This window comes from Streptomyces sp. FH025 (assembly GCF_017427025.1).
Taxonomy (GTDB): domain Bacteria; phylum Actinomycetota; class Actinomycetes; order Streptomycetales; family Streptomycetaceae; genus Kitasatospora.
The window spans coordinates 1-11,509 of sequence record NZ_JAFLNG010000200.1 but is presented as its reverse complement, the minus strand read 5'-3'; the positions used below and the strand labels follow the sequence as shown (position 1 = coordinate 11,509).

At 72.9% G+C, this 11,509-nt stretch carries 12 protein-coding genes; 10 read left to right on the top strand and 2 right to left on the bottom strand.

The window, feature by feature from the left end; translation table 11 throughout:
• The 10 genes from J0670_RS16465 to J0670_RS16415 form a co-directional block, all read left to right on the top strand.
• On the top strand, positions 1–1,662 hold a 1,662-nt coding region (locus tag J0670_RS16465; protein ID WP_207812333.1), incomplete at its 5' end, for a nitrite/sulfite reductase.
• On the top strand, positions 1,659–1,841 hold the full coding sequence (locus J0670_RS16460; RefSeq protein ID WP_207812332.1) for a hypothetical protein: 183 nt from the start codon (positions 1,659–1,661) through the stop codon (positions 1,839–1,841). The genes J0670_RS16465 and J0670_RS16460, both read left to right, overlap by 4 nt.
• Positions 1,822–2,523 carry a phosphoadenylyl-sulfate reductase gene (locus J0670_RS16455; RefSeq protein WP_207812331.1) on the top strand — a complete coding sequence of 234 codons (702 nt, stop codon included), beginning with the start codon at positions 1,822–1,824 and terminating at the stop codon, positions 2,521–2,523. The genes J0670_RS16460 and J0670_RS16455 overlap by 20 nt, the downstream gene beginning before the upstream one ends.
• A 66-nt stretch (positions 2,524–2,589) precedes the next feature.
• Entirely contained in the window at positions 2,590–3,171 is a 582-nt protein-coding gene (gene cysC, locus J0670_RS16450; RefSeq protein ID WP_207812335.1) for an adenylyl-sulfate kinase, read from the top strand.
• Positions 3,168–4,106, top strand: a complete 939-nt coding sequence (cysD, locus tag J0670_RS16445; RefSeq protein WP_207812330.1) for a sulfate adenylyltransferase subunit CysD — start codon at positions 3,168–3,170, stop codon at positions 4,104–4,106. Before cysC ends, cysD begins: the two co-directional genes overlap by 4 nt.
• Before the next feature lie 2 nt (positions 4,107–4,108).
• On the top strand, positions 4,109–5,440 hold the full coding sequence (locus tag J0670_RS16440) for a sulfate adenylyltransferase subunit 1 (protein WP_207812329.1): 1,332 nt from the start codon (positions 4,109–4,111) through the stop codon (positions 5,438–5,440).
• Positions 5,441–5,683: 243 nt separating this feature from the next.
• A complete protein-coding gene (locus J0670_RS16430; protein WP_207812328.1) occupies positions 5,684–6,841 on the top strand; it encodes an aliphatic sulfonate ABC transporter substrate-binding protein in 1,158 nt (385 codons plus the stop codon).
• A gap of 139 nt (positions 6,842–6,980) precedes the next feature.
• Entirely contained in the window at positions 6,981–7,784 is an 804-nt protein-coding gene (locus J0670_RS16425) for an ABC transporter ATP-binding protein (protein ID WP_207812327.1), read from the top strand.
• Complete coding sequence (locus J0670_RS16420; RefSeq protein ID WP_207812326.1) at positions 7,771–8,682, top strand: ABC transporter permease; 912 nt, start codon at positions 7,771–7,773, stop codon at positions 8,680–8,682. The genes J0670_RS16425 and J0670_RS16420 overlap by 14 nt, the downstream gene beginning before the upstream one ends.
• Before the next feature lie 7 nt (positions 8,683–8,689).
• Positions 8,690–9,418: a sirohydrochlorin chelatase gene (locus J0670_RS16415; RefSeq protein ID WP_207812325.1), complete on the top strand. Its 729-nt coding sequence runs from the start codon at positions 8,690–8,692 to the stop codon at positions 9,416–9,418.
• A gap of 13 nt (positions 9,419–9,431) precedes the next feature.
• Here the strand turns inward: J0670_RS16415 and J0670_RS16410 are convergent, their stop codons facing one another.
• On the bottom strand, positions 9,432–9,833 hold the full coding sequence (locus tag J0670_RS16410) for a hypothetical protein (RefSeq protein ID WP_207812324.1): 402 nt from the start codon (positions 9,831–9,833) through the stop codon (positions 9,432–9,434).
• A gap of 164 nt (positions 9,834–9,997) precedes the next feature.
• On the bottom strand, positions 9,998–11,509 hold a 1,512-nt coding region (locus J0670_RS16405; protein ID WP_243437108.1), incomplete at its 5' end, for a DEAD/DEAH box helicase.

Here is an 11,509-nt window from a genome sequence, read left to right as displayed (position 1 = left end):
GCGGCCCGCAAGGCGACCCGTCACCGCGGCGAGGGCCAGTGGGGCATGGGCCACTTCACCCCCCTGAACGCCAACGAGCAGTTCAAGAAGGACGACGACGGTCTCAACGTACGGACACGTATTGAGACGATCTACGCGCACCGGGGCTTCGACTCGATCGACCCCGCCGACCTGCGCGGCCGGATGCGCTGGTGGGGCCTCTACACCCAGCGCAAGGAGGGCATCGACGGCGGCAAGACCGCGATCCTGGAGCCGCACGAGCTCGACGCCGAGTACTTCATGCTCCGCGTCCGGATCGACGGCGGCCGGCTGACGGTCCCCCAGCTGCGCGCGATCGCCGAGGTGTCCGAGCAGTACGCCCGGGGCACCGCCGACCTGACCGACCGCCAGAACATCCAGTACCACTGGATCCGGATCGAGGACGTCCCCGCGATCTGGCGGAAGCTGGAGGCCGTCGGCCTGTCCACCACCGAGGCCTGCGGCGACACCCCGCGCGTCATCCTCGGCTCCCCGGTGGCCGGCATCGCCGAGGACGAGATCATCGACGGCACCCCTGCCATCGAGGAGATCCAGCGCCGCTTCATCGGCAACCCGGACTTCTCCAACCTGCCGCGCAAGTTCAAGAGCGCGGTCTCCGGCTCCCCGCTGCTGGACGTCGCGCACGAGATCAACGACGTCTCCTTCGTCGGCGTGGTCCACCCCGAGCACGGCCCCGGCTTCGACCTGTGGGTCGGCGGCGGGCTGTCCACCAACCCCAAGCTCGGTGTGCGCCTGGGCGCCTGGGTCCCGCTGGAGCAGGTGCCGGACGTCTTCGGGGGCGTCATCGGCATCTTCCGCGACTACGGCTACCGGCGCCTGCGCAACCGCGCCCGGCTGAAGTTCCTGGTCGCCGACTGGGGCGTGGAGAAGTTCCGCCAGGTGCTGGAGGACGAGTACCTGAAGCTCGAGCTGATCGACGGCCCCGCGCCCGCCGAGCCCGCCGCCCGCTGGCGCGACCACGTCGGCGTCCACCGGCAGAAGGACGGCCGCTACTACATCGGCTTCGCCCCGCGCGTCGGCCGGGTCGACGGCAAGCTGCTCGGCCGGATCGCCGACCTCGCCGAAGCCCACGGCAGCGGCCGGGTGCGCACCACCACCGAGCAGAAGATGCTCATCCTCGACGTCGCCGAGGAGCACGTCGACGCGGTGGTGGCCGGCCTGGAGGCGCTCGACCTGCGGGTCACCCCCTCGCCGTTCCGCCGCGGCACCATGGCCTGCACCGGCATCGAGTACTGCAAGCTCGCCATCGTCGAGACCAAGCAGCGCGGCCGCACCCTCATCGACGAGCTGGAGAAGCGCCTGCCGGACTTCGCCGAGCCGCTGACCATCAACATCAACGGCTGCCCCAACGCCTGCGCCCGCATCCAGGTCGCCGACATCGGTCTCAAGGGCCAGCTGGTCACCGACGAGCACGGCGAGCAGGTCGAGGGCTACCAGGTGCACCTGGGCGGCGCGCTCGGCCTGGAGGCCGGCTTCGGCCGCAAGGTCCGCGGCCTCAAGGTCACCAGCGAGGGCCTGCCCGACTACGTCGAGCGCCTGCTGACCCGCTACCAGGCCGACCGCACCGAGGGCGAGCGCTTCGCCCAGTGGGCGGCCCGCGCCACCGAGGAGCAGCTTTCGTGAGCGAGCGAGCCGCGCCGTTCTTCTGCCCGTACTGCGGCGACGAGGACCTGCGCCCGTCCGAGGCCGGGCACGGCGCCTGGGAATGCCACGGCTGCCGCCGGGCCTTCCAGCTGAAGTTCCTCGGCCTGCTGTCCGCGACCAACCACGGGGGTACGTCTCATGAGCAGCACCGCGACTGACTACGAGGAGATCGCGGTACGGGCCGGGCGCGAGCTGGAGGAGGCCACCGCGCAGGAGATCCTGCGCTGGGCCGCCGACACCTTCGGCGGGCGGTTCTGCGTCACCTCCTCCATGGAGGACGCGGTGGTCGCCCACCTGGCCTCCTCCGTGTTCCCCGGCGTGGACGTGGTGTTCCTGGACACCGGCTACCACTTCGCGGAGACCATCGGCACCCGCGACGCGGTGGCCGCGACCATGCCGGTCAACGTCATCACCCTGACGCCGCGCCAGAGCGTGGCCGAGCAGGACGCCGAGTACGGGCCGAACCTGCACGACCGCGACCCGGACCTGTGCTGCTCGCTGCGCAAGGTCGAGCCGCTGAACCGCGGCCTCGGCGGCTACGACGCCTGGGCCACCGGGCTGCGCCGCGACGAGTCGCCGTCCCGGGCGAACACCCCGGTGGTGGCCTGGGACGCCCGCCGCCGCAAGGTCAAGATCGCCCCGATCGCCCGGTGGACGCAGGAGGACGTGGACGCCTACGTCGCCGCCAACGGCGTGCTGCTCAACCCGCTGCTGTGGGAGGGCTACACCTCGATCGGCTGCTCCCCGCTGTCCTGCACCCGCAAGCCCGGCGAGGGCGAGGACGCCCGCTCCGGCCGCTGGTCCGGCTCGGGCAAGACCGAGTGCGGCATCCACCTCTGACCCGCCCCCACACCTGACCCACCGTCAACAACCCCGTAAGGAAGACACGACGTGACAGCTCACACCCTGGCCGCCGACGGAGCCGCAGAGGCGGCCCGCGCGGCCGCCCCCTGCGAGCGCGGCGCCACCGTGTGGCTGACCGGGCTGCCGAGCGCCGGCAAGACCACGCTGGCCTTCGCGCTGGCCGAGCGGCTGCGCGCCGAGGGCCACAAGGTGGAGGTCCTGGACGGCGACGAGATCCGCGAGTTCCTCTCCAAGGGCCTCGGCTTCTCCCGCGAGGACCGGCACACCAACGTGACCCGGATCGGCTTCGTCGCCGAGAAGCTCGCCGCCAACGGCGTCAAGGTGCTCGCCCCGGTGATCGCCCCGTTCGCCGACTCCCGCGCCGCGGTGCGCGAGCGGCACGCGGCGGCCGGCACCGAGTTCCTGGAGATCCACGTCGCGACCCCGGTCGAGCTGTGCGCCGAGCGGGACGTCAAGGGCCTGTACGCCAAGCAGGCGGCCGGCGAGATCTCCGGCCTGACCGGCGTGGACGACCCGTACGAGGCTCCGGAGAGCCCGGAGCTGCGTCTCCAGACGCAGGGCCGCGCGGTCGCCGAGTCCGCCGCCGAGCTGCACGCCTTCCTGACCGAGAGGGGCCTGGCATGACCACCCTGACCGACAGCCCGGTCCGTACCGACGACAATCCCTTCGCGCTGTCCCACCTGGACGCGCTGGAGGCGGAGTCGGTGCACATCTTCCGCGAGGTCGCGGGGGAGTTCGAGCGCCCGGTGATCCTGTTCTCCGGCGGCAAGGACTCCATCGTCATGCTGCACCTGGCGCTCAAGGCCTTCGCGCCCGCCGCCGTCCCCTTCTCGCTGCTGCACGTGGACACCGGGCACAACTTCCCCGAGGTCATCGCCTACCGCGACCGCGTCGTCGCGCAGCACAACCTGCGCCTGCACGTCGCGCACGTCCAGGACTTCATCGACCGCGGCGTGCTGCGCGAGCGCCCGGACGGCACCCGCAACCCGCTGCAGACCGTCCCGCTGCTCGACGCCATCGAGACGAACCGCTTCGACGCCGTCTTCGGCGGCGGCCGCCGCGACGAGGAGAAGGCCCGCGCCAAGGAGCGCGTCTTCTCCCTGCGCGACGAGTTCGGCGCCTGGGACCCGCGCCGCCAGCGCCCCGAGCTGTGGTCGCTCTACAACGGCCGCCACGCCGTCGGCGAGCACGTGCGCGTCTTCCCGCTGTCCAACTGGACCGAGCTGGACGTGTGGCAGTACATCGAGCGCGAGGGCATCGAACTGCCCGAGATCTACTACGCCCACGAGCGCGACGTCTTCGCCCGCGGCGGCATGTGGCTGACCGCCGGCGAGTGGGGCGGCCCCAAGGAGAACGAGCCCGTCCAGCGGCGCCTCATCCGCTACCGCACCGTCGGCGACATGTCCTGCACCGGCGCCGTCGACTCCGACGCCACCACCATCCAGGCCGTGATCGCCGAGATCGCCGCCTCCCGGCTGACCGAACGCGGCGCCACCCGCGCCGACGACAAGCTGTCCGAGGCCGCGATGGAAGACCGCAAGCGCGAGGGGTACTTCTAACCATGACCAGCACCACCCCGGAAGCCGCCGCCACCTCGCTGCTGCGCTTCGCCACCGCCGGCTCCGTCGACGACGGCAAGTCCACCCTCGTGGGCCGTCTCCTGCACGACTCCAAGTCCGTGCTCGCCGACCAGCTGGAGGCCGTCGAGCGCGTCTCCCTGGGCCGCGGCCAGGAGACGCCCGACCTTGCGCTGCTCACCGACGGCCTGCGGGCCGAACGCGAGCAGGGCATCACCATCGACGTCGCCTACCGCTACTTCGCCACCCCCCGGCGCCGGTTCATCCTCGCCGACACCCCCGGCCACGTGCAGTACACCCGCAACATGGTCACCGGCGCCTCCACCGCGGAGCTCGCCGTCGTCCTGGTCGACGCCCGCAACGGCGTCGTCGAGCAGACCCGCCGCCACGCCGCCGTCGCCGCCCTGCTGCGCGTGCCGCACGTCGTCCTCGCCGTCAACAAGATGGACCTCGTCGACTACGCCGAGCCCGTCTTCGCCGCCATCGCCGCCGAGTTCACCGCCTACGCGGCCTCCCTCGGCGTCCAGGACGTCCTCGCCGTCCCGATCTCCGCCCTGGCCGGCGACAACGTCGTCGAACCCTCCGCCCACATGGACTGGTACGGCGGCCCGACCCTGCTGGAGCACCTGGAGACCGTCCCGGTCGGCAGCGACCCCAGCGCCGAGCCGGCCCGCTTCCCCGTCCAGTACGTGATCCGCCCGCAGACCGAGGAACACCCCGACTACCGCGGCTACGCGGGCCAGTTGGCCTCCGGCGTGCTGCGCGTCGGCGACACCGTCACCGTCCTGCCCTCCGGCCACACCACCACCATCGCCGGGATCGACGCGCTCGGCCGCGAGAGCGACCTCGCCTGGGCCCCGCAGTCCGTGACCGTCCGCCTCGCCGACGACCTCGACATCTCCCGCGGCGACCTCATCGCCGCCGGCCCGGCCCCCGCCCCCACCAAGGACATCGAGGCCACCGTCAGCCACCTCAACGAGCGCCCGCTGCGCGCCGGCGACAAGGTGCTGCTCAAGCACACCACCCGCACCGTCCGCGCGCTCGTCAAGGACATCTCCTACCGGATCGACATCGACACTCTCCAACAACGCCCCGCGCCCGAGGGGTTGAACGTCAACGACATCGGCCACGTGGTGCTGCGCACCGCCGAGCCGCTGGCCCTCGACGCCTACGGCGACAACCGCCGCACCGGATCGTTCCTGTTGATCGACCCGGCCGACGGCACCACCCTCACCGCCGGCATGGCGGGCGAGGCCTTCGAGACCGTACGCACCAACGACGCACCCGACGCATCCGAAGAGGAGGACTGGGTCTGATGCCCAGCGAGGCGTTCTCGGGCATGGACAAGGAAGGCGGCCGCATCGGCAGCGGCGTCCTCGGCAGCGGCCAGGGCGGCCTGACCCGATGTGTGGGCCGACAGGGCTGAGAACGCCCTGTCACCGGGCGGCTTCCCCCACGGCCGCCCGGCTTGCCCCGGCACACCGCTGCCGCGTGCACCACCTTCCCGATCGTCCACCCGGGACCGCCTCCTGACGGCCCGTCCGCGAACAGGACCCACCATGGCACCGAACCTGGCCGCTCCCTCCCATACCTTCTCCCGCCCCAACGCCGGACGGATCAGACGCCACGCCGTCACCGCCATCGCCGGACTGACCGCCGTGGCGCTGCTGTCGGCCTGCGGCTACGGCTCGAAGTCCGACGACAAGGCCAACACGGCCGCCACGTCGGCGGGTTCGGCCTCCGGCGCCAAGCTGTCCGCCGACACCGTGAAGATCGGCTACTTCGCCAACCTGACCCACGGCACCCCGCTGGTCGGCCTCCAGGAGGGCATCTTCCAGAAGGAGTTGGGCGCCACCCAGGTCAAGACCCAGGTCTTCAACGCGGGCCCCGCCGAGATCGAGGCGCTCAACGCCGGCTCCATCGACATCGGCTGGATCGGCCCCTCCCCCGCGATCAACGGCTACACCAAGTCCGACGGCAAGTCGCTGCGGATCATCGGCGGTTCGGCCTCCGGCGGGGTCAAGCTGGTGGTCAACCCGGACAAGATCTCCTCCCTGGACGACCTCAAGGGCAAGAAGATCGCCACCCCGCAGCTGGGCAACACCCAGGACGTGGCGCTGCTCAACTACCTTGCGGGCAAGGGCTACAAGGTGGACGCGGCGTCCGGCGCGGGCGACGTGTCGGTGGTGCGCACCGACAACAAGGTCACCCCGGACGCGTACAAGCAGGGCTCGATAGACGGCGCCTGGGTGCCCGAGCCGACCGCCTCCAAGCTGGTCACCCTCGGCGCGAAGGTCCTGCTCAACGAGAAGGACGTCTGGCCCGACAAGAAGTTCGTGATCACCAACATCATCGTCTCCCAGAAGTTCCTCAAGGAGCACCCGGACGTGGTGGAGGCCGTGCTGCGCGGCTCGGTGAACACCAACGCCTTCATCAAGGCGAACCCGGACAAGGCCAAGGCCGACGCCAACGAGGCGATCAAGAAGGAGGCCGGCAACGCGCTGGAGCCGGCCATCCTCGACCCGGCCTGGGCCGACATCGACTTCCTGGACGACCCGCTGGCGAACACCCTGCAGGCCGAGGCCGACCACGCCGTGACCGCCGGGCTCCTCAAGAAGCCGAACCTGGACGGCATCTACGACCTCGCCCCGCTGAACAAGGTCCTCGCCGCGAAGGGCCAGGCCGCCGTCGCGGACGCCGGGCTCGGCGTCAAGTAGCGCCCCGGCCCCTCCAGTTCCGCGGTCCGGCCCCCGCCCGCCCGGTCGATCCCCGATCGATGCCCACCGGGGCGGACGGGGCCCGGACCACGGCCCGAACTCGCAGCCCTCGCAGACCACTCACGCAGGAGGCGCCCGGATGACCCCGGCACTGACCACCTCGGCGGACGCGCCCGGCGCCGACGCCCCCGGCGGCGCACCCGCCGTCCGGATCTCGCACGTGCACAAGTCCTTCGGCCGCCCGGGCGCCCAGACCCACGTGCTGGACGACATCACCCTCGACGTCGCGCCCGGCGAGTTCGTCACCCTGCTCGGCGCCTCGGGCTGCGGCAAGTCCACGCTGCTCAACCTGGTCGCCGACCTCGACCAGCCCACCCGCGGCACGATCGAGGTGACCGGCGGCCGCCCCGCCCTGATGTTCCAGGAGCACGCGCTGTTCCCCTGGCTCACCGCCGGCAAGAACATCGAACTCGCCCTCAAGCTCGCCGGCACACCCCGCCCCGAGCGCCGCGCCGAGGCCGAGCGCCTCCTCGAACTCGTCCGCCTCGGCGGCGCGTACGGCAAGCGGGTGCACGAGCTGTCCGGCGGCATGCGCCAGCGCGTCGCGATGGCGCGCGCGCTCGCCCAGGGCAGCAAGGTGCTGCTGATGGACGAGCCGTTCGCGGCGCTCGACGCCATCACCCGCGACGTGCTGCACGACGAGATCACCCGGATCTGGGCCGAACGGAAGCTGTCCGTCCTCTTCGTCACCCACAACGTGCGCGAGGCCGTACGCCTGGCACAACGCGTCGTCCTGCTCTCCTCCCGGCCCGGCCGGGTCGCCCGCGAGTGGCGGATCGACCTGCCGCAGCCGCGCCGCATCGAGTCCGCCGGCGTGGCCGACCTGTCCATCGAGATCACCGAAGAACTGCGTGGGGAGATCCGCCGCCATGGCCAGCACTGACACCACGCTCACCAAGCCCTCCGACGACACCGGCGACACCGGCGACACCGCCTCCGTCGGCGCCGGCCTGGACGCCCTCGACTCGGTCACCGCGCAGCGCAGTTCACTCGGCGAGGTGCTGCGGACCAAGGCGCTGCCGCCGCTGATCGGCGTGCTGGTGGTGCTCGCGCTGTGGCAGGGCGCGTACAGCCTGCACGTCACCTCCTCGTACAAGCTGCCCAGCCCGGCGGACGTGTGGCGCTCCGCGCAGGACCTCTGGTACCAGGGCACACTGTTCTCGATCATCTGGACCAGCGTCTGGCGCGGCCTGTCCGGCTTCCTGCTGGCCGTCGTCATCGGCACCCCGATCGGCCTGGTGGTCGCCCGCGTCAAGCCCGTGCGCACCGCCATCGGGCCCGTCCTCCAGGGCCTCCAGTCGCTGCCCTCCGTCGCCTGGGTGCCCGCCGCCGTCATCTGGCTAGGCATCAACGACTCGATGATGTACGCGGTGATCCTGCTGGGCGCCGTCCCCTCCATCGCCAACGGGCTGGTGGCCGGCATCGACCAGGTGCCGCCGCTGTTCCTGCGCGCCGGGCGCACCATCGGCGCCACCGGCCTCACCGGCGCCCGCCACGTGCTGATCCCCGCCGCGCTGCCCGGCTACCTGGCCGGGCTCAAGCAGGGCTGGGCGTTCTCCTGGCGCTCGCTGATGGCCGCCGAACTCGTCGCCTCCTCCCCCGACCTCGGGAGGGGCCTGGGCCGGTTCCTGGAGGACCAGCGCGAGTTCTCCGACATGTCCGGGGTGCTGCTCGGCATCATCCTCATCCTGTTCGTCGGCATCGCCATCGAACTGCTGGTCTTCACCCCGGTCGAGCGCCGGGTGCTGCGCAACCGCGGCCTGCTGGCCGCCACCAAGTGAGGCACCGATGACGCCCGCCCTCCTGCTGATCGCGCACGGCAGCCGCGACCCGCGCCACGCGGCGACGGTGGCCGCGCTGGTGCGGGAGGTGCGGGCGCTGCGGCCCGCCCTGGAGGTGGCCACCGCGTACCTGGACCACTGCGCGCCGAGGATCCCGCAGGTGGTCGGGCGGCTGGCCGACGCGGAGGCCGTGGCGGTGCCGCTGCTGCTGAACCGGGCCTTCCACGCCAAGCACGACATCCCGGCCGCCCTGCGCACGGCCGGCTCCGCCCTGCCCGTCGCCGACGTCCTGGGCCCCTCGCCACTGCTGCTGGCCGCCCTCGACCGGCGCCTGGCCGAGGCCGGGCTGGACGTGGCCTCGGCCGCCGTCCGGGCCCGTACGGGCGTGGTGCTGGCGGCGGCGGGCTCCTCCGATCCGGCCGCCGACGCGGCGACCCGCGCGGTGGCCGCCGAGTGGCGCCGCACCCGAGGCTGGGCGGCCGTCGAGGTGGCCTACGCCTCCGCCGCCGGTCCGCGCGTCCCGGACGCCCTCGCCGCCCTGCGGGCGGTGGGCGTCGAACGGACGGCCGTCGCCCCCTACCTGCTGGCCCCGGGCCTGCTGCCGGACCGCATCGCGGAGGCGGCGGGCGGCGCGGACGTGCTGGCCGACGTCCTCGGCCCGGCCCCGGAACTGGCGGCCCTGCTGCTGGAGCGCTACGACGAGGCCCGTACGGCCGCCCCGAGCCTCGCCGCCTGAGCCGTCGGACGGCTCACCGAGGCGTCTTCTCCGCCCGGTGCAGGTGCTCGGCGGCCTCAAGCGCCTCCCAGTGCCGCGCCCGCCGGAAGTGCTGGTCGACACGGGCCGCGCGCTCCTGCTGCTGGTACCGCGCAGCTGCCGCGACGACCACGCTCAGCGGCACGACCTCGTCCGGGACGGCGACGGCGGCCTCGATCCACTCCCGCATGATGGCGGTCGGTGTCAGCCCCCGCTCCCGCGCCCGTCGCCGCACCTCGTCCATCACCGGCTTGGGCAGCCGCAGCGAGGTGGCGATCATCACCGACTCCGCCGCCACCGGCTCGCCGGGCTCGGCACCCATGATCTCGTCCTCGGTCAGTTCGTGGGTCTCGTAGTACTCGGCGATCGCTTCGAGTTCCACACCGCCGCCGGCCATCCGCGCCCCTTCGCCCGTCACCACTGCGCCCCCGCGGCGGCAGCGTGCCACCGGCCCCGCTCACGGAGCCAGCCGCTGCCACCCGAGCGGGTGACGGCGCGCGGAAGCGCCGACGGCGCGCACGGCAGGGGCCGTGCGCGCCGTCGGGCTGCTGCTGGAACGGGTCAGTCGAACTTGCGGCGCTGGCGGCCGGTGCCGTAGTTGGCGCCGGACTTGGTGCCGCTGCCGGGCCGGGCGCGGCCCGAGGAGCGGCCGATGAAACCGGCGGCCTGGGGGCGCTCGCCCTGGGCGCCTGCGGCGCTGAGGCGCTGCTTGGGGCGCGGGCGGCGCGGGTTGCCGTTCATGTCGACGTCGGTGGGCAGTCCGGAGCGCTTGCCGGGGCGGCGGCGCGGGGTGCCGGCCTTGGCCTCGGCGGGCTTGTCCGCGACGGCGGTCGGCGCGGCCGCGACGACCGGCACGACGGGGACGCCGCTGGGGGTGCGGGCGCCGGTGATCCGGGCCAGGTCGGCGTCGCCGGGGCGGATCTTGGTGACGGTGGGGCGGATGCCGGCGACCGTCATCAGCCGGTTGACCTCGCGGCGCTGCTCGGGCAGCACGAGGGTGACGACCGTGCCGGACTCGCCGGCCCGGGCGGTGCGGCCGCCGCGGTGCAGGTAGTCCTTGTGGTCGACCGGCGGGTCGACGTTGACGACCAGGTCGAGGCCGTCGATGTGGATGCCGCGGGCGGCGACGTTGGTGGCGATCAGCGCGGTGACCTCGCCGTCGCGGAACTGGTCGAGGACGCGGTTGCGCTGCGGCTGGGACTTGCCGCCGTGCAGGGCGGCGGCCATGACGCCGTTGGCGCGCAGCTGCTTGGCGAGCCGGTCGGCGCCGTGCTTGGTGTGCACGAACATGATCACGCGCCCGTCGCGGGAGGCGATGTGGGCGGTGGCGGAGGCCTTGTCGGCGGGCTCCAGCTGGAGGACGTGGTGGTCCATGGTGGTGACCGCGCCGGCCGAGGGGTCGACGGAGTGGGTCACCGGGTCGTTCAGGAAGCGCTTGACCAGCCGGTCGACGTTGCGGTCCAGGGTGGCGGAGAACAGCATCCGCTGCCCGTCCGGGGCGACCTGCTCCAGCAGCTTGCTGACCTGCGGCAGGAAGCCCATGTCGGCCATCTGGTCGGCCTCGTCCAGGACGGTGATCGCGACGTCGGAGAGGCTGACGTCGCCGCGCCCGATCAGGTCGTCGAGCCGGCCGGGGGTGGCGACCAGGACCTCGGTGCCGCGGCGCACGGCGTTGGCCTGCCGGCTGATGCCCATGCCGCCGACGACGGTGGTGATCCGCAGGTTGACGGCGGTGGCGTAGGGGGTGAGCGCCTCGGTGACCTGCTGGGCGAGCTCACGGGTGGGCACCAGGACGAGGGCCAGCGGGTGCCGGGCGACGGCGCGGCTCCCCGCGGTGCGGGCGAGCAGCGGCAGGCCGAAGGCGAGGGTCTTGCCGGAGCCGGTGCGGCCACGGCCGAGCACGTCGCGCCCGGCGATCGAGTCGGGCAGCGTGGCGGCCTGGATCGGGAACGGCTCGGTGACGCCCTCGCGGGTGAGCGCGCTGAGGATCGCCTTGGGCAGGTCGAGTTCGGCGAAGGTGGCCGCCGGGGGCCGGGCCGGGGTGCCCTCGACGACGGTGAAGTCGGCGGGCTC